At 38.9% G+C, this 18541-nt stretch carries 15 protein-coding genes; 12 read left to right on the forward strand and 3 right to left on the reverse strand.

Translation table 11 applies throughout. The features are described 5' to 3' along the window. Positions 1–174 precede the first annotated feature (174 nt). Positions 175–1611: a hypothetical protein gene (locus PL_RS01620; RefSeq protein ID WP_041885428.1), complete on the forward strand. Its 1437-nt coding sequence runs from the start codon at positions 175–177 to the stop codon at positions 1609–1611. Between the two features lie 129 nt (positions 1612–1740). After that, positions 1741–3078, forward strand: a complete 1338-nt coding sequence (locus tag PL_RS01625) for an NAD(P)/FAD-dependent oxidoreductase (RefSeq protein WP_052496523.1) — start codon at positions 1741–1743, stop codon at positions 3076–3078. 89 nt (positions 3079–3167) lie between these two features. On the opposite strand, the gene PL_RS01630 is transcribed toward PL_RS01625, so the two are convergent. Beyond that, positions 3168–3464: a hypothetical protein gene (locus PL_RS01630; protein WP_041885431.1), complete on the reverse strand. Its 297-nt coding sequence runs from the start codon at positions 3462–3464 to the stop codon at positions 3168–3170. Positions 3465–3707: 243 nt separating this feature from the next. Here PL_RS01630 and PL_RS01635 point away from each other — a divergent pair, with 243 nt between their 5' ends. The 3 genes from PL_RS01635 to PL_RS01645 all read left to right on the forward strand — a co-directional run bounded on the left by PL_RS01635 (position 3708) and on the right by PL_RS01645 (position 6900). After that, positions 3708–4382: a response regulator transcription factor gene (locus PL_RS01635; protein ID WP_041885434.1), complete on the forward strand. Its 675-nt coding sequence runs from the start codon at positions 3708–3710 to the stop codon at positions 4380–4382. Continuing rightward, positions 4382–5635 (forward strand): sensor histidine kinase, encoded by a 1254-nt coding sequence (locus tag PL_RS01640; RefSeq protein WP_041885438.1) that lies wholly within the window; start codon positions 4382–4384, stop codon positions 5633–5635. Before PL_RS01635 ends, PL_RS01640 begins: the two co-directional genes overlap by 1 nt. Before the next feature lie 80 nt (positions 5636–5715). After that, a complete protein-coding gene (locus tag PL_RS01645) occupies positions 5716–6900 on the forward strand; it encodes an aspartate aminotransferase family protein (protein ID WP_041885440.1) in 1185 nt (394 codons plus the stop codon). 1 nt (position 6901) lies between these two features. Here the strand turns inward: PL_RS01645 and PL_RS01650 are convergent, their stop codons facing one another. Beyond that, positions 6902–7267: a response regulator gene (locus PL_RS01650; RefSeq protein WP_041885442.1), complete on the reverse strand. Its 366-nt coding sequence runs from the start codon at positions 7265–7267 to the stop codon at positions 6902–6904. Positions 7268–7449: 182 nt separating this feature from the next. Between PL_RS01650 and PL_RS01655 the strand changes: the two genes are divergently transcribed. Together PL_RS01655 and cls are read left to right on the forward strand one after the other, a co-directional pair. Next, the gene (locus tag PL_RS01655; RefSeq protein ID WP_041885444.1) at positions 7450–8214 is read left to right on the forward strand and encodes a sulfite exporter TauE/SafE family protein; all 765 of its coding nucleotides are present in this window, start codon (positions 7450–7452) and stop codon (positions 8212–8214) included. Between the two features lies 1 nt (position 8215). Continuing rightward, positions 8216–9676, forward strand: a complete 1461-nt coding sequence (cls, locus tag PL_RS01660) for a cardiolipin synthase (RefSeq protein WP_162836348.1) — start codon at positions 8216–8218, stop codon at positions 9674–9676. 15 nt (positions 9677–9691) lie between these two features. Here cls and PL_RS01665 read toward each other — a convergent pair whose 3' ends face one another. After that, positions 9692–9892 (reverse strand): DUF3606 domain-containing protein, encoded by a 201-nt coding sequence (locus PL_RS01665; protein ID WP_041885447.1) that lies wholly within the window; start codon positions 9890–9892, stop codon positions 9692–9694. 220 nt (positions 9893–10112) lie between these two features. Here PL_RS01665 and PL_RS01670 point away from each other — a divergent pair, with 220 nt between their 5' ends. The 5 genes from PL_RS01670 to PL_RS01690 all read left to right on the forward strand — a co-directional run bounded on the left by PL_RS01670 (position 10113) and on the right by PL_RS01690 (position 18514). Further along, the gene (locus PL_RS01670) at positions 10113–11708 is read left to right on the forward strand and encodes a tetratricopeptide repeat protein (protein ID WP_041885450.1); all 1596 of its coding nucleotides are present in this window, start codon (positions 10113–10115) and stop codon (positions 11706–11708) included. A gap of 261 nt (positions 11709–11969) precedes the next feature. Next, a complete protein-coding gene (locus PL_RS01675) occupies positions 11970–14732 on the forward strand; it encodes a TonB-dependent receptor (RefSeq protein ID WP_041885453.1) in 2763 nt (920 codons plus the stop codon). An 18-nt stretch (positions 14733–14750) separates the two neighbouring features. Continuing rightward, the gene (locus PL_RS01680) at positions 14751–16013 is read left to right on the forward strand and encodes a right-handed parallel beta-helix repeat-containing protein (protein WP_235324629.1); all 1263 of its coding nucleotides are present in this window, start codon (positions 14751–14753) and stop codon (positions 16011–16013) included. A gap of 19 nt (positions 16014–16032) precedes the next feature. Further along, on the forward strand, positions 16033–17118 hold the full coding sequence (locus PL_RS01685) for a phytase (protein ID WP_041885457.1): 1086 nt from the start codon (positions 16033–16035) through the stop codon (positions 17116–17118). Position 17119: 1 nt separating this feature from the next. Further along, positions 17120–18514 carry a purple acid phosphatase family protein gene (locus tag PL_RS01690; protein WP_052496524.1) on the forward strand — a complete coding sequence of 465 codons (1395 nt, stop codon included), beginning with the start codon at positions 17120–17122 and terminating at the stop codon, positions 18512–18514. The last annotated feature ends 27 nt before the right edge of the window (positions 18515–18541 follow it).

Here is an 18541-nt window from a genome sequence, read left to right on the forward strand (position 1 = left end):
ATAAAGTTAAGATTGAAAAGCAGATTACTGATTTGAAGATTTTAGAGGAGGAAACTGGTTCTGCAATTTGTATCATTGAATTGTTGTACGTGTTTTGTTAATATAATTGACAATAAAGATATGGATTATTGATAGTATTTGTATTTTCATATCCTTTAAGGATTCCCTATTATAATGAAAAAAATATACGCTTTCTTTTTATGTCTTTTGCTTAGTTCTGTTCCTGTATTACTAAAGGCACAGGATTCCTATTACTGGACTTCCAATTTTTCACCAGCAGGTTTCTTAACACCCGGTGCTGCCATTGCCAATACAAGAGATAGTGGGATAGTATATCTTAATCCTGCAGTTATGGCATGGTCCGATAAAACTGCAACGTCTATATCATCTAACGTCTATCGTTATGATCATTTCAGAATAAAAAACGGAGTAGGGATGGGAAAAGATCTGGTGGCAAACAGTACCAGGATCGTTCCGCAGTTAGTGTCGAAAACTTTTAAGTTAAACAAACAAGATCCCCTTACTATAGGATTTGCTTTAATTCAGAATCCACTTCAGGACTTTAATACTTCTCAAAGATTAGATAAAAAGGCAAATGTCCTGAATGATAGCTATAGTCCCGGAGATGAGGTTTATATAGGGCAATATGACGCGGATTCTAAGGTGACCGAAACCTATGCTCAAATTAGTGTAGGAAAAAGGATAAGCCAGAAACTGGCTGCAGGTCTGACTCTTGAAGGAACTTTAAGAAATGCAAGTAATAACTCGAATATCACTTCAAGGGCATTGTATAATACGCCAAATGATCCGGATGTTATATTTCCACCGGTTGCCAGTAACCAGATTATAACTTCATCAGATTATACTTATGCCGGGGTCAGATTAAAGTTTGGTTTGGCCTATGATTCCGGAAATCATCATTGGGGTTTGTTGTTAAGTAGTCCTCTGGCTAAATTATATAGCCGTGCAACTTTTATTGCGGATATTAATTCAACTAACCTGACTGATCCGGAAACAGGGGTGGTTAGTAATTTACTGGCCAGTACCAGGCAGACTAATCTCAGAGCCAAATGGAAGATGCCGCTGAGTCTGGCAGGAGGATATGCCTATGATTATGGCAGAGGTCAGATTTACCTGGCTGCAGAGTTTTTTGGGTCGGTAAATTCATATACTATTTTAAAACCAGAAGAAGATTCATTTATCAGAACCGGAAACGGATCAAAATTACCTTTAGACGGAGCGTTAAATATGCTTGATGGCAGGAAGAAGGTTTTGAATGTGGGCATAGGATACAGTCGTGAAATAAATGAAGTTTTTACGTTGATGTCTTCTCTTCGCACAGACTTTAATTATCTGAATGAAAAGACAGATGAACAAGGTCATATTTCTCTATGGGATAATTACCACGCACAGATCGGGGGGAATTTTAAGCGTCGTAAATTTAATCTGCGGGCCGGTTTATTGCTAAGCTATGGCAGAACGGGTAGTTTCAGCCAGCAGGTAAATTTTGATGGTGCGAGCGATAAAAATCAGTTGATTGGTGAGTCATTGCAGGTACCTGCGAAATATATATCAACCGGGTTATTATTATCATATATTCATAATTTTTAAAAACAATGATCCTGATCATTAATTTTTACATTCAGGTTTTAAAACATTATTTACTTTTATCTGTCATTAGTCAGGAATCATTATCCGGATTAAGACAAATGATCAGTATAATCTGGTAAATAATAAATTATGCAGAAACGAATAGTTATCATAGGCGGAGGTTTTGCGGGTATCAATCTGGCCCTTCAACTTGGGAAAAAGAAACATTATCAGGTCACTCTGGTAGATAAAAACAATTATAATTTCTTTCCACCGCTGATTTACCAGGTGGCGACAGCGTTTCTGGAACCTTCCAGTATCAGTTATCCGATACGTAAACTTTTCAGAAATAAAAGTAATCTGCATTTCAGACTGGGAGAACTGCTTAAGGTAGTTCCGGAATCTCATCAGCTTATATTAAGCAATGGTACTATTGAGTACGATGAGCTTGTTTTTGCCACCGGTGCAGAGACTAATTATTTCGGAATGGAGAATGTGAAGAGAAATGCCATACCGATGAAGACGCTGAGTGATGCAATACAAATGCGTAACAGATTACTTACTCATTTTGAGGAAGCCACACTTGCTACTGATCCGGCCGAAATAGCTAAAAGTCTGACCATAGTCATTGCCGGCGGCGGGCCAACAGGAGTGGAGATTTCAGGGATGTTTGCAGAAATGAGCCGTAGCATTATGCGCAAGGACTACCCTGAGCTGAAAGATGCAGATGGCCAGATTTATCTTGTTGATGGCGGAGCAGCCTTATTGAAACCCATGAGTACAAAATCTCAGGTGAATACCTATGAGTCTCTGACCAAATTAGGGGTTAAAATTTTACTGAATAGTCATGTAAATGATTTTGTGAATGATAAAGTTATTCTTTCTGATGGGACAGAGATTGTAACAAAAAATCTGATCTGGGCTGCAGGTGTAAGTGCAATAAATTTTGATGGTATTCCTGCTACCAGTTATGGCCGCGGAAAAAGGATGATAGTAGACGGTCTTCATAAATTAGCCGGCTTTGAAGATATTTATGCTATTGGTGATGCATCTATACAATCTGCCGATCCCGGATATCCGGAAGGTCATCCGCAGGTGGCTCAGGTGGCTATTCAGCAAGGCAGAAATCTTGCCGCTAACTTTATCCGGATGGCTGAACGCAGGGTTCCCCGCAGTTTTGTTTATAAGGACAGAGGAAGCATGGCAATTATTGGAAGTAACAAAGCAGTTGTAGATTTACCCAAACCAAAAATCCATTTGAATGGATTTCTGGCCTGGTTAGCCTGGTTGTTTATTCACCTGATGTCACTGATCACTTACCGTAACAGGTTCAGAACTTTCTATAACTGGACAGTAGCTTATTTTTCAAAAGATCAATCTCTGAGAATGATTATAAGACCAGTGGATCCCCATGAAGACCCCGTGGTGCCTGCAATCGAAAAATCAGCAGCAGTTGAATCAGAAAAAGTGGAAACCAAAAATGCATAAATCTATGGCAAAGCCCTGGTCATTCTGCGATTAGTTTGTTTTGGTATACCTGTAGTAAAACATGCGGTTACTTCATCTTCTTTTTTATGCTATTCCATCTTTACCTGTGCATTGGTTAAAGAGACATAATCAGTTTTGATCAGAAATTTAGGATTATAATCAAATGCCGCTGTTCTGTAGGCCGTATTAGTGTAGTTAAATGGATCAGTAGTAGTTTTAAAAGGATTAATACTAAAGGAGCTGCTATTGGCAATGTCTGCACTAAATAATTCACGTTTCCATAGGTATACAGCAGAATCATCAAGATCTTTGTCTTTTTTGCAGCTGGAGATTAAAATTGAGACGGACAGGACAGGGACGAAAAAATAAAAAAAACGGGATCTCATAAACATATTTTAATAATTAATAAATAGAACGATGTGTCAACAGCCCAAATCTCTTATTATGTTTTTTATTATCAAAATAGATTAACTCTTTTTAACAAAAAATTATAATAATTATAAGTTAATTTATTGTGGTTTACAGAATATTCAGGAGATAAGCCAATTCATTTGGTTATACTTATTTAAAACCACTAATATTACCTTTGTAATCCACCAGGACGCATAGCCATTACAGATTTAATACACATGAAGATATTATTAATTGAAGATGAAGAAGCTTTAAGAGAGGACATTATTACTTATTTTACAGAAGAAGGGAGCCTCTGTGAAACAGCAGATGACTATGCAACAGCATTGACAAAAATCAATATTTACAACTATGACTGTATCGTGCTGGATCTTACTTTACCAGATGGTGATGGAATGGAAATATTACGCAAGTTAAAAAGTCTGCATAAAAATGACGGTGTACTCATTATTTCAGCAAGACATTCTCTCGATGATAAATTATCCGGACTTAATCTCGGGGCAGATGATTATCTGGTTAAGCCTTTCCATTTATCTGAGTTAAAAGCAAGAGTTTCAGCTATAGTCAGAAGGAAGAGTTTTGACGGAAATAACCTCATTGTCTTCCATGAAATTAATATAGATACGCTGGCAATGAAAACCATGGTAGGTCAGAACATTGTCAATCTCACCAAAAAAGAATACGACCTGCTGGTTTATTTTATAGCCAACCAGAATAAAGTTATTACTAAGAGTGCCTTAGCAGAACATTTGTGGGGAGATGAAATTGACCTTTCTGATCACTTTGATTTTATCTATACCCATATTAAGAATTTAAGAAAAAAACTCGTGGAGACAGGTTGTAATGATTATATTAAATCAATGTATGGTGTTGGATACAAATTTAGCAGCTGATGAAATTAGCACAAAAATATAATAGGGTAAACCTGTTCACTACCCTGATCATATTGGTCATGAGCGGGGCTATCTATTATTTTGCGATTCATTATATATTAACCAGTAAGTTGGACAATGATCTTAAGATTGAAGAAGAGGAGATCATTGCCAGTGTTCAGAAATATAACAAGCTACCTTTACCAAGTGATTTTAAAGATCAGAAAGTTACCTATAAGGAGCTGGGTACAACAGAAGAGGTTGAAAGATATTTCGTTAATACCTCCTATTATAATCAGGACGAAAAGGACAGTGAGCCGGGACGCAGTCTGATCACAACAGTTAAGGCCGGAGACAGGAGCTATGCCGTTACCATTACTAAATCAAGCCTGGAAGCTGAAGATCTGGTCAGACTTATTTTTCTGATTACACTTGGCGTTATTATTTTGCTGCTGATTAGTCTGACTGTAGTTAATCGTTTTATTTTAAGTAGTTTGTGGAGGCCATTTTATGATATACTTAAACAACTTAAAGCTTTTAATCTGGCCGATAAAAATGAAGTTTCTGTACAGCAAACTCAGATTGATGAATTTCAGGAACTGAATCAGTCTGTGATTGCGATGTCCGCAAGAGTCAGACAGGACTATAAGGAGCTTAAAAGTTTTACGGATAATGCTTCTCATGAGATGATGACACCACTGGCTGTAATCAATTCCAAGTTAGATACTTTAATTCAGACAGAAGCTTTATCAGACAGGCAGGGTGAGTTAATAGAAGACGTTTATCTGGCTGTAAACAAATTATCCAGGTTAAATCAATCCCTGTTGTTATTGGCTAAGATAGAAAATAACCTGATTAAGGATGAAGAAGATGTGTCTCTGGATATTCTGGTTGCACAGAAACTCAGACAGTTCAATGAGTTGTTTATTGCGAATGAGATTCAGGTAGAAAAGAAACTGGAAGCCCGGCAGCTGTACATGAGTAAATATCTGGCTGATATTATGCTCAATAACCTGATTAATAATGCAATAAGGCATAATGTGCAAAATGGTGAAATTCTGGTGGAGCTAAGTGCTGGTGTATTAAGCATCTCCAATACCGGAGCAGGAAAGGCACTGGACGGTAACAGGCCATTTGAACGTTTCTATAAAGACCCTGCATCAGAAGGGGCTGGGCTTGGACTCGCCATTACCAGCCAGATCTGTAATTTATATCACTATAAATTGAGTTATAGTTACCGGGCAGGCAGACATATATTTAGCATTAAATTCTAATAGAATTAGTGATTTTGACACGAAGAAGATCTTTTTTTGCTTAAATTATAAATAGTTTTACGGCAAATTCAAGAAATCCGATGATCAGCCATAAAGAACTTTTTTTACGTAATAACGCACAAACATCTACCAGTCCTAATATGCTTGAAGTAGATCATGCAGAAGGAATGTATCTGTACGGTAAAGACGGTAAAAGTTATATGGATCTGGTTTCTGGTTTTGCTGTCAGCAATATCGGGCACCGGAATCCAAGGGTTCTTGATGCGATCAGAGCACAACTCGATAAATATCTTCATCTTACTGTTTATGGTGAGTTTGTACAGTCGCCGATGGTATTATTTGCGGAGAAATTAATCAGCGTATTACCTTCAGAACTTAATAACGTCTATTTTGTGAATTCCGGAACCGAAGCGACAGAAGGAGCACTTAAACTGGCTAAACGGTTCACCGGCAGATCCGGTATTATTTCATGTCATCATGCCTATCATGGAAGCACACATGGAGCTTTAAGTGTGATGGGTAATGAATATTATAAACAAAAATACCGCCCTTTATTACCAGACGTACGTTTTATAACTTTTGGTAAAGAAGAAGATCTGGAACTGATTACTACAGCTGTTGCTTGTGTTATTATGGAGACTGTTCAGGGAGAAGCGGGGATAAGAGTAGCTTCTGAAAGTTATATGCAGAAGCTAAGAGAAAGATGTACCGCTACCGGAACACTACTGATTCTGGATGAAATACAGGCGGCATTTGGACGTACCGGTAAATTATTTGCTTTTGAACATTATGGTATTGTACCAGATATTCTTTTGCTGGCGAAAGCTTTGGGAGGTGGGATGCCAATTGGTGCTTTTATCGCAAACAGAGAGGTGATGGGCGTTTTGAAGGAAAATCCTATCCTGGGCCATATTACTACGTTTGGTGGTCATCCGGTATCAAGTGTGGCCGGACTGGCAAGTTTAGAAGTTATTCTGGACGAAAACCTGGTAGAGGGAGTAACTGCAAAAGGCGAATTGTTTAAAAGCTTGCTTGTGCATCCACTGATTCGTGAAGTCAGGGGTAAAGGTTTGATGATGAGTATACAGCTGGATAGTTTTGAACAGGTAGAAAAGGTCAGCAGGCTTTGTGCTGCCGATGGGCTAATTATTGACTGGTTTTTGCATTGTGAAACGGCTTTACGGGTTGCTCCTCCATTGATTATTACAGAAGAAGAAATCAGGAAAGCCTGTTCCATAATTTTGAAGGCACTGAATGCACTGTAATTCAGGAGGCCAGCTGGAAATAAACCTTATCTATCAGATCGCCAATATTAAAAGGCTTAGGTAAAAAATCATCAGGGCCAAACTCTGTATTGATGACCATTTCTTCACGGAGCTGCCCTGAAATCAGGATAATTGGAATATGCTGCAGGTTTGTATTCTCTTTAATTGAGCGGCATATTTCCCTGCCGTCAAACCCATCCAGTTCTATATCCATTAATATCAGATCAGGTTTTTCATTTCCTATTTTTAACATCGCATCCCGGCCTGTTGAAAAGGTAATCAGATCCCAGTCCACAAAATCCAGCAAAGATTCCATAGCTGTTAATACTTCCTGGTCATCATCAAATATTAAAATTTTCTTATTCATTGGTTTTGAGTTTCGTTAATTGAAAATAAAGCCACCAATTTTATGCCAGTATTTACAGGTTTTATCTGAATGATTAAAGAATCAATCTGCTGATACTGAATAACTAATATTTATTTTTAGGAGTAGTAAAAAAAGAAGATTTTGGAAGAGCAAAATTAAATCTTTGGTTACATTTGGGGAATATGCTTTACGACCTGTTTATCCTTTGTCTGGTTTCTTTCGCCGCTGGTTTTATTGATGCTGTTGTAGGTGGTGGCGGACTCTTACAAACTCCTGCAATCTTAATTGTGCTTCCGCAATATCCTGTTGCAACTCTGTTTGGAACAGTCAAAATACCTTCTCTTTCCGGGACGGCTTTTGCAGCCTGGAAATACGCTATGGATGTTAAACTGGACTGGAAATTCCTGATATATGTAGCTGTTATGGCCTTTATAGGTGCAGTTCTGGGGGCGCATTATGTGACCATGATAGATGGAAAACTGTTAAAGCCTGTGATACTGGTCATTTTGATCGTTATTGCCTTATATACCTATTTCAATAAAACCTTTGGGGTGGGTACGGCAAAAGAAATGACCAGGCTGCAGCAATTAATAACTGGTTTTCTTTTTGGCTTTTCCATAGGCTTTTATGACGGATTAATTGGTCCGGGTACCGGGACGTTTTTTATCCTGGCATTTATATCTTTAATGGGATACGATTTTCTGAAGGCCAGTGCCAGTGCTAAATTGATCAATATTGCAACAAACCTGGCTGCTATCTGTTATTTTAGCAGCACAGGTCATATTTTATATGAATATGCTTTGCCAATGGCAGTTTTTAATGTTGGTGGTGCATTTCTGGGTACAAAACTCGCTATATTAAAAGGAAACAAGTTTATCAGGGCATTTTTCCTGATGGTTGTTGTCTTTGCTATTTTGCGTTTCGCTTATGATATATTTTTAAAATAATATGCAGGAAATCAGCTGGATACTTTTACTGGAAATTGCCTATACGCTAATTGTTATAGCTACGTGTCTGCGCATCATATATGATACCAATTCAACCAGTAAGACACTGGCCTATCTGATGCTGACCGTGTTTGTTCCCATACTGGGAATTATTATCTATTTCTGTGTAGGAATGAATTACCGCAAGCGTAAATTATACAGTAAAAAGATCGTCAATAATGAACTGATGCAGCGGCATATCAAAAAACAAATCTTCAGGGAGTCAGAAAAGACGTGGAATACGGTACCAGCCGAACTTCATAAATATCAGAAACTGGTCAAACTGCTGCTTAATGACGGGATGAGTAACCTGAGCGGAAATAACAGGATTGAGATACTAAAAAATGGAGAAGAGAAATTTCCGGCCGTACTGGAAGCCTTAAGGGAAGCCAAACATCATATTCATATTGAGTATTATATCTATGAAGATGATATGATAGGTAACCAGATCAAAGATATACTGATAGAGAAAGCCAGGGCAGGAGTACAGGTACGTTTAATTTATGATGATTTTGGCAGCAGCAGTATCCGTAAAAAAGTAGTTCCTGAATTAATTGATGCAGGAGTTCAGGCATATCCCTTTTATAAAATTCTGTTTATTGCACTGGCCAACAGAATCAATTACAGAAATCACCGTAAAATTATCGTCATTGACGGTCGTATGGCATTTACCGGAGGTATTAATGTCAGTGATCGTTATATCAATAGTCCAGGTCGCCGGGATCAGCTTTACTGGCGGGATACACATGTCAAAATTACAGGTCCCGGAATTTATTACCTGCAGTATTTGTTTATCTGTGACTGGAATTTTTGTGCAGATCAGGGGTTAATCCCTCAAAGGGACTTTTTTCTGGCAGAGCAGGAGAATGGTGGAAATGCGATTATGCAGATTGCGGCCAGTGGGCCGGATTCCGATAATCCGACAATTTTGCTCTCCCTGATCCAGGCTATAGGAATGGCTGAGAAAGAGATTCTGATTACTACTCCTTATTTTATTCCAGGAGAAAGTTTACTCGATGCCCTGGTTGTAGCAGCGCTGAGTGGAGTAAAAGTAGTTCTGCTGGTTCCCGGAAAATCTGATTCCAGAATGGTTTCAGCCGCAGGTAAGTCTTATTATGGAGATCTGATGAGTGCAGGAGTGGAAATTTATGAATACCAGAAAGGCTTCATTCACGCAAAAACAATGGTTTCTGATCAGCAATTATCAGTTATTGGTACTGCGAATATGGACAATAGAAGTTTTGAACTGAACTTTGAGGTGAACAGTGTTATTTATGACAGTCATACCGCTCAGGAAATGACAAAAATTTTCTATGAGGATCTGAAAGATGCTCAAAAGATTAATCCCGAAGAATGGGAGAAAAGACCTTTGTACAAACAGTTCCCCGAAAAGTTAAGCCGCCTGTTTTCTCCTTTGATGTAATTTAAATTCTGTTTCTTAAGCGAATTTTGTTTTTATATATTTTTCAACTTCATCAGCTACGGCACTGTCTGATTCTTTTACGGCACGTTTTAAAAGTTCTGGTGTTACACCAAATTTTTTAGACCAGTATTCAACCTCATAGTACTCTTGTAAGTCGATTAACTTGTTTTCCGGCATTTTTGTCTCGTTTTGATCGTAATAGGTATGTCTGAGCATATAATTAGGTTAAATAGATTTAGTATAGGATGTATATCAATACCTATGCCTAAAATTAATTCTTTTCTTTCTGATTTTGTACAATTAATGTTATCATCTTATTAAACAAAATTCAAAATTTCAGTATTCGTTACCGTTGACTTAACATTGTCTTAATAATAGAAGGCTTCCTTTGCCAGAGCCTGATCCCTAAACCAGAAGGCTGTTTAACTGTTCTCAAATGATAGCTGTCGACTGCAAATTTTATCTTAAAACGGGGTTTTTATCTTTAATCTGTTTATTCCTCCTGTTCAAAGCTGCAGCCAGAGATGCCCCCGGTCAGGAACTTAAACATACCCTGGAATTAAGTAACCGCTTTCCTGATTCCGCATTTATCCTGCTCAGGAAACTTCATCATAAAGCGTTGATGGATAACGACAAAAGAACTATTGGGGTATGTTTGCAGCAAATGGGGAAAATCTGTTACGCCCAGGGTCACTATGCGCAATCCCTTGAGTATCACCAGCAGGCAGATAAATTGTTCAGACAGCTGGAAGATAAAAATCTGCTTGCAGATAATCTCAATGATATGGGAGTGGTCTATTATCAGAACTTCAACAAAAAAACCTCCAGAAAACAATACGACCAGGCCTTAAAACTCTATAAAATGACCAGTAACAAGGTCGGGCTGGGAGAAACATATGGGCATATAGGTCATTTATACGAAAAACAACAACGTTATGACAGTGCTTTCTATTATCAGCGGCATGCTTTATATGAATATCAACAGGCTGGTTACAAACAGGGAGTTGCCAAAATTTATGAAAACCTGGGCAGCATACATGAAGATCTGGTTCATTATGATTCAGCCAGGTATTATTTTGATGCTTCGCTGATCTTATATAAAGCTGTAAATAACGAGGTTTCCAGCATTGAGGTCATTAATAATCTGGGGGATATCATGCGTAAGACCGGTGATTATCAGCAGGGATTAAAGTTTACCAGAAAAGCACTGAGTTTATCCATTGCTACTAAAAATGAATATCAGCAGGCCTCTGCATACCGTGACATAGCCAAAGCCTTCAATCTGCTTAATCAAAATGACAGCGCCTATTATTACATGGAATTAAGCCGTAAGCATTTGCTTCATCTTTATTCTGATGAAAGTAATAAGCAAATGTCTTTTTTACAGATTATTTATAACATAGATAAGAAAAATGATGAAATCGCAGCTTTGGAAAATAGCCGTAAAATCAATCTGATTATCAGTATTGCCGTGGTTGTGGTAATTCTGCTGTTAATTGTTATGGGCTTATTAACCATTTCCAGACAGCGCTTAAAGCTAAGGGAAAACAAGGCCATTGCAGAAAAGAATGAACAGCTTAACCGTGCCCAGCAGGAGCAGCTGGAGCATAAAAGCCGGGAGCTGACTACCCATACCTTACAGGTCATTCAGCACAATAATTTTCTGGACAGTATGCGTAATAAACTTGATCTGATGATTAAAGAGGATAAGCGGGATCAGAAAAGACAACTCTTACAGCTGGTCAGACAAATCAATCAGAATATCAATCATGATCAGCAGTGGAAAGATTTTACTCAGGTATTCGAACAGTTACATCAGTCATTTTTTGATAACCTTAAAACACATTGTGAAGATCTTACTGTAAACGATATCCGTTTAATTGCCCTGCTGAAGATGAATATGAGTTCTAAAGATATGGCCGTGATCTTTGGTATCTCTCAGGATAGTCTGCGGGTAGCCAGATACAGGTTAAGGAAAAAACTGAATATTAGTCAGGGTGACAATCTAAGCACCTTTATTCAGACTATCTGATCGGGCAAAAACGAAAAAATATACACATTAACAATTCCTTAATGTTACGCTAACCGAATGATAACGGCGGTTTTTGTTCTGGTTATGTACTTGTTTTACAGTAAGTTGTATGTTTGGTGTATACGCTGTATGCGCTTTGTATACAGTACTGTTCACGGTGTTTACATTTTGTACACGGTGATTTCTGGTCAATCAGAAATTGTTGCTACACCTTTGATTCAGCGATTAAACAAACACGCTCACAAACAAACAATTTGAACAATGAAATTAATTTTACAAACGATTCTCTGCTTATTCTTAAGCATTGCGGTGGCAAAAGCCGGTAACATTAAAGGACATGTGTATGATCACCGGACCGGAGAAGCCCTGGTAGGCGCTTCGGTAAAGCTGGAAAACACAACACAAACTACCATGACGGGTTTGGATGGTTCTTTCGAGTTTAAACATGTTAAAACCGGGGTATTTACGATTAAGGTTTCTTATATCAGTTATAAGAGCTTCACTAAACAGATTACAGTTGAAAAAGAACACAATCCTGCATTGAATATCTATCTGAGTGATGACAGTAGTAATGATCTGAGCGAGATTGTCATTGCAGCCAAACAGGAAGGCTCTACAGAGCGTACCGCCAGGAAGATAGAGCAGAAGTCCATGCAGGTTATGAACGTGGTTTCAGGCAGGGCAATGGAAGTCTCACCTGATTTGACAGTGGCCAATGCGATACAGCGGGTTTCGGGAGTGACGATAGAAAGAAGTAATAACGGAGACGGGCAGTATGCTATTTTAAGAGGTATGGATAAAAGGTATAACTATACCCTGGTCAACAGCATTAAGATACCTAGTCCTGACAACAAATTCAGGTATGTACCGCTGGATATTTTTCCGTCAGAGTTACTGGAACGCCTGGAAGTCTACAAATCACTGACCCCTAATATGGAAGGCGATGCGGTAGGCGGTGTGGTTAATATGGTGATGAAAGACGCCCCATCAAAATTACAGGTTAATGCGAATCTGGCTACAGGTTATAGTCAGATGCTTTTTGACCGTAAATTTCTGGCCTTTGACCGGAGTGATGCCAATGCTAAATCTCCTTATGAAACAAGAGGCAGAAACTATGACGCTAAAGCAGCCGATTTTTCTAAAGGAAGTACCGACTACAAAGCAAAACAGGCAGATCCGAATCTGGTTGGTGGTATTTCCATCGGTCAGCGTTTTCTGAATAATAAGCTGGGTGTATTAATAGCGGGCAGTTATCAGAATACCTATCGCGGTACCAACAGTACTTTCTTTAATTCGACTGTTGCAGAAACCGATAAATACTCAAGAATTACTTCCATGGCCGACCGTCAGTTCAGCGAACAGCAAAAACGATATGGTTTACATGGTAAAATCGATTATAATTTCAATGACAGAAACAAACTTTCACTGTTCAACTCTTATGTGAATCTAACCAGTATTCAGACACGTGATCAGATTACCACAAATTTTGCAACCTCAGAATATAATGCGGCAGCTGGTAGTGCAGAGATTTCTTATGCTACCCGTTCAAGATTTACTGAACAGCAGATTTACAACAGTACATTACACGGAGAACACACGCTGATTCCGAAAAAATTAAAAATACAGTGGTCTGCAGTTTATTCTACGGCCAAAAATGATATTCCTGACGAAACGACAATCACTTTAAACGGCACACGCAGGAACTTCATAGATAACCGTACTACAGCTAAAGAAAGCAATCACAGATGGTCAAGAAACACTGACGAAGATAAAGCCGGTTATCTGGACATCACCTATACCGCTGATATTGCAGGTACAAAAGTTGATTTTACAGGTGGAGGATTGTACAGAGACAAACAGAGAAGCAGTTTCTATAACAACTATGTGCTTTATCCGTTAAACAGAGCCGGTCTGTATGGCACAGACTTTATGAATTATACAACTATCGGCTGGGAAGTTCAGAATCCAAAAGGGGCAGTGGCTAATCCGCTTACTTATGATGCTTCTGAGAAAACTACTGCCGGATATGGAATGTTTAGTTTCAAAATTGCTAAACTGGAAGTTATCGGAGGGGCAAGAGTAGAACATACTAATCAGGGGTATAACCTTTTATTTCCTGCGGGAGAATCAAATCCTGCCGGCAGCCAGGTATATACTGATCTGCTTCCGAGTTTAAACTTAAAATATGGTCTGAGTAAAAACCAGAATTTAAGAGCAACCTATTTCCGCTCGCTGAACCGTCCCGGATTTTATGAGATTGTACCCTCAAAAACTGTTAATGAAGAGTATCAGGAACGCGGTAATCCGGATCTGAAAAGGGCAATTGCTGATAACTTTGACTTACGTTATGAATTGTTCCCGAACAGTACAGACCAGTTACTGGTAGGAGCATTCTATAAAAACATTAAAGATCCGATTGAGTACACCATACAGGCAGATGCAACCAGAGGACAGGATCAATATTATTCACCGGGTAATTTTGGAACAGCAAAAAACTATGGACTTGAGGTAGATTATATCAAGTTTTTCCATAAAATAGGGATTAAAGCAAATTATACCTATACACATTCTAAAATTACAACAGACAAAAGCAGCAGGATCAGAACCGAAACCGGCGACCTTAAACTGATTAATGTTGAACAAAGCAGACCGCTGTTTGGTCAGTCAGCCCATACAGGAAACCTGTCATTGCTTTACAAAGACAGTAAAAACGGATGGGATGCACAACTTGCAGGATCATATACCGGAGAGCGTATCAATACCATCTCACAGTTTGTCGACAACGATTTATGGCAGAAAGGTTTTATACAAATGGACGCTTCAGTAGAAAAGAGATTTAAAAACAATATCAGCGTCTTTGTTAAAGCTGGAAATTTGTTGAATACACCTAATGAATTGTTTATCAAAGGAAAAAATAGTCTGAATAATGACTTGCCAAAACAAAAAGAAGGCAAGAATGAAACCCTTATCCGTAAAGATTATTACGAACAGACCTATCTGATAGGCTTACGCTATAAGTTATAAACGAATTATATAATGATTATGAAACTGAATAAATTATTAATAGCAGCAGTCCTGATGACTGCGCTGTTTGCCAGCTGTAAAAAAGCGAATATTGATGTGGATACCACGCCAGTTGTACAAAATGGTAATGGTATCTCAGGTGAAGTATTTGGTATCTGGACCAAAGGAAGTGTAGTGAGAGTTACCGGTGATATTATTGTTCCTGCAACAAAATCACTGGTAATTGAAGAAGGAGTAACGGTGATTATGGATACCATAGCTAAACCGGAATTCATTGTTCTGGGAAACTTATATTCTATGGGAACAGCAGCCAGCCCGGTAAAGATAACCATAGAAGAAAACTACAGAACGGCGGCCAATAAATTTGGTAAACTTTGGGGAGGGATATTAGCTGCTCCAACCTGTTCAGAACTGTTACTCGATAATACGATTCTTGAATATGGTGGTGGTGCAACAACAGAAGCATCCACATCAGTTAAAATGGGCTTGTATAAAGCTAAGAGTGGGGAGAATACACCTGCACTATGGTTTTCAAATGTAAAAGGTAAACTGGTAGTGAGCAATAGTACATTCAGATATTTCAGAGATGATTGTACCTATATCGAAGGTGGAAAGATTATCTTTTCCAATAACAGATTCTACAGTACCGGTCTGGTAGGAGGTGAAGGAATCAATATTAAGTCCGGCTGTCTGGCAGATATAAGTTATAATTTGTTTTATGCCACCAATACTAATGCCCTTAAACTCTCGAATGTAGGTGACCGTACGCCGCAGGCCCATGTGGTAGCTTATAATAATACAATGCTGAATACCGGCTGGAGAAGGCCAACCGCAAAAGGAGGTTCAGTATGGCTGGAGTCAACTATCTACGCTGAATTGTATAATAACCTGTTTGCCAATGTCCGTTTTGGGATTAAAAGAGATATTAAGCTGCCTGAAGATAAGCGTTCTGTGTTTAAAAACTCTCTGTATTATGGATATAACCAGGTAACAGCAGACCAGTTTCAGCCAAAGACTGATATCATTGCCGGAACAAACGATGTTATTGGGAAGCTGGCAGGAGAAAACGATCCTAAATTTGTAAACTATCCATTGAATACAGCAACTGATAACCCTACATTGAATGAAAGCTGGGATTTTCATTTACTACCTGGCTCGCCAGCGCTGAACAAAGGAACAACAGCATTTGTACGTAATTTTCCGGACGGCCTGACCGTTAACGGAATTGTTTATCCATCACCGGCACCTTCGGTTAATATAGGGGCATTTGGATTAAAATAATCACCTGAAATAAAATTTTATGTTAAAAAGTAATTCCATATTTCTATTTATAGCTTTTACATTTTTATTAACCGGCTGCAGCAGAAAACTAAACACTGCAGCTGTATCAGCAGATTCTGTAACTGTTAAACCTGTAATCATTTCAGAGAAAGTACAATTTGATTCAGATGATCCGGCAATCTGGATTAATCCTGAAGATGCTTCAAAGAGTCTGGTTATAGGTACAGACAAAGCCGCTGACGGCGGGTTATATGTTTTTGACTTACAAGGTAAGATTCAGCATAATCTGGTGGTAAAGGGGCTTAAAAGACCAAATAATGTAGATATAGCCTATGGCTTGAGCTTAAACGGGAAACCAACAGCTATTGCTATTACCACCGAACGTTTTACGCATAAACTCCGGGTCTTTTCTTTGCCTGATATGAAAGCTGTGGATAATGGTGGGCTTTCTATGTTTGATGGCGAAACGGCACCAGAATACAGAGATCTGATGGGGATTGCTGTTTATACCAGTAAAACCGGGAAAATTTATGCAATCGTAGGTAGAAAAACAGGTCCGAAAGACGGTTCCTATCTGTGGCAGTATCTGTTAACAGATGACGGGACAGGGAAAGTAAAAGCAGAACTGGTTAGAAAATTCGGACACTATAGTGGTAAAAAGGAAATCGAAGCCATAGCTGCAGACAATGAACTGGGGTATATCTATTATTCTGATGAACAGTTTGGCGTACGCCAGTATTACGCTGACCCGGAAAAGGGTAACGAAGAACTGGCCTTGTTTGCTACAACCGGTTTTAAAGAAGATCATGAAGGAATCTCAATTTATAAAACCTCAGCTACAACCGGTTATATACTGGTTTCAGATCAGGGAGCAAACCAGTTTCAGATTTTCAGCAGGTCAGGTACAGCAAAAAATCCGTTTCAGCATGAGCTGTTAAAAATAGTCAAAGTAACCGCTGGTCACAGTGATGGATCTGAGGTAGTTAATGTACCTTTAAATGAGACTTTCAAACACGGCCTTTTTGTAGTGATGAGTGATGACAAGACTTTTCATTATTACCGTTGGGAAGATATAGCAGGTAAAGACCTTAAATTTAAGAAATAAGATGATCAGAAAATCATTAGGATTATTATTCTTTAGTGCAGCCTTGACACTGCTGTCATTTGCACAGGAGAAACAAAAAGGAGCTCCAACTGAGCCCGTAAAGCTTATTCGCGGGCCATATCTGCAGGTCGCAAGCAGTACCGGGATACTGATCCGCTGGAGAACAGATGTCTCTTCCAGAAGTAAAGTCAGTTATGGAACAAAACCTGGCAAGCTGGATCAGGCCACGGCAGATCATGCTTTGGTTACTGAGCATCAGATACAGTTAAAGGGGCTTTTGCCCTCAACCCGATATTATTATGCTATCGGAGGGCTGAAAGATACCTTACAGGGTAATCAGGACAATTATTTTACAACCTTACCTGAAGCTGGCAAAACAGGGCATTTCCGGATTGCTGCTTTGGGTGATTGCGGGGATAATTCTATTAATCAGCGCAGGGTAAAAGAGCAGGTGATCAAATATATAGGAAAAGACGAGCTTACTGCATGGATATTATTGGGCGATAACGCTTATTCTGATGGAACAGATTCTGAGTTTCAGAGTAAGTTTTTTAATATCTATAAGGATGACCTGTTAAAAAAGTACCCTTTATTTCCTGCACCTGGAAATCATGATTACCATGATACCGATCTTTCTGCAAAACATGCACAGGAAACACATGAAACAGCTTATTACCAAAATTTCTCTATGCCGGTAAATGGAGAATCAGGCGGGACACCTTCACATACCCAGGCTTTTTATTCCTTTGATATTGGGAATATACATTTCCTCTCGCTGGATTCTTACGGAAAAGAGGAGCAGACATACCGTTTATACGATACGCTGGGGCCGCAGGTGAACTGGATTAAGAAAGATCTTGCAGCTAATAAAAATAAAGGCTGGGTAATTGCATTCTGGCATCATCCGCCATATACGATGGGTTCACACAATTCAGATCAGGAAGAAGAACTGGTTAAGATCAGGGAAAACTTTATCCGTATCATTGAACGTGAAGGAGTAGATCTTGTGCTCAACGGGCATAGCCATGATTATGAACGCAGCAGAATGATGCAGGGGCATTACGGTCCTGCCAGTTCTTTTAACCCGAAAATACATAATTTGAGTACCTCTTCCGGAAGAAACGATGGCAGTAAAGATTCAGCTCCCTATCAGAAAGACCCTGCAAATAATAAAGGGACAGTATATGTCGTGAGTGGTTCGGCAGGTAAACTGGGAGGGAAGCAGACCACTTATCCGCATAATGCCATGTATTTTTCTGATGCAGACCACGGCGGTGCAAGTATTTTGGAAATTGAAGGTAACCGTCTTGAACTGAAATGGGTATGTGCTGACGGAGAGATCAGGGATCAGTTTACTATCGAGAAAAAAGCTGCCAAAGGTCATGTACCGGAATAAACTAAAAATTGTTATCCGGTTTTTACT

It is taken from the genome of Pedobacter lusitanus, assembly GCF_040026395.1.
Classification (GTDB): domain Bacteria; phylum Bacteroidota; class Bacteroidia; order Sphingobacteriales; family Sphingobacteriaceae; genus Pedobacter; species Pedobacter lusitanus.

Bases quoted from the DNA above. Each gene is read 5' to 3' on its own strand.
- PL_RS01625 (WP_052496523.1), top strand. From the start codon at position 1,741: ATGCAGAAACGAATAGTTATCATAGGCGGAGGTTTTGCGGGTATCAAT.
- PL_RS01640 (WP_041885438.1), top strand. From the start codon at position 4,382: ATGAAATTAGCACAAAAATATAATAGGGTAAACCTGTTCACTACCCTG.
- PL_RS01645 (WP_041885440.1), top strand. From the start codon at position 5,716: ATGATCAGCCATAAAGAACTTTTTTTACGTAATAACGCACAAACATCT.
- PL_RS01635 (WP_041885434.1), top strand. From the start codon at position 3,708: ATGAAGATATTATTAATTGAAGATGAAGAAGCTTTAAGAGAGGACATT.
- PL_RS01670 (WP_041885450.1), top strand. From the start codon at position 10,113: ATGATAGCTGTCGACTGCAAATTTTATCTTAAAACGGGGTTTTTATCT.
- PL_RS01630 (WP_041885431.1), bottom strand. From the start codon at position 3,464: ATGAGATCCCGTTTTTTTTATTTTTTCGTCCCTGTCCTGTCCGTCTCA.
- PL_RS01665 (WP_041885447.1), bottom strand. From the start codon at position 9,892: ATGCTCAGACATACCTATTACGATCAAAACGAGACAAAAATGCCGGAA.
- PL_RS01685 (WP_041885457.1), top strand. From the start codon at position 16,033: ATGTTAAAAAGTAATTCCATATTTCTATTTATAGCTTTTACATTTTTA.
- PL_RS01620 (WP_041885428.1), top strand. From the start codon at position 175: ATGAAAAAAATATACGCTTTCTTTTTATGTCTTTTGCTTAGTTCTGTT.
- PL_RS01650 (WP_041885442.1), bottom strand. From the start codon at position 7,267: ATGAATAAGAAAATTTTAATATTTGATGATGACCAGGAAGTATTAACA.
- PL_RS01655 (WP_041885444.1), top strand. From the start codon at position 7,450: ATGCTTTACGACCTGTTTATCCTTTGTCTGGTTTCTTTCGCCGCTGGT.
- PL_RS01680 (WP_235324629.1), top strand. From the start codon at position 14,751: ATGAAACTGAATAAATTATTAATAGCAGCAGTCCTGATGACTGCGCTG.
- cls (WP_162836348.1), top strand. From the start codon at position 8,216: ATGCAGGAAATCAGCTGGATACTTTTACTGGAAATTGCCTATACGCTA.
- PL_RS01675 (WP_041885453.1), top strand. From the start codon at position 11,970: ATGAAATTAATTTTACAAACGATTCTCTGCTTATTCTTAAGCATTGCG.
- PL_RS01690 (WP_052496524.1), top strand. From the start codon at position 17,120: ATGATCAGAAAATCATTAGGATTATTATTCTTTAGTGCAGCCTTGACA.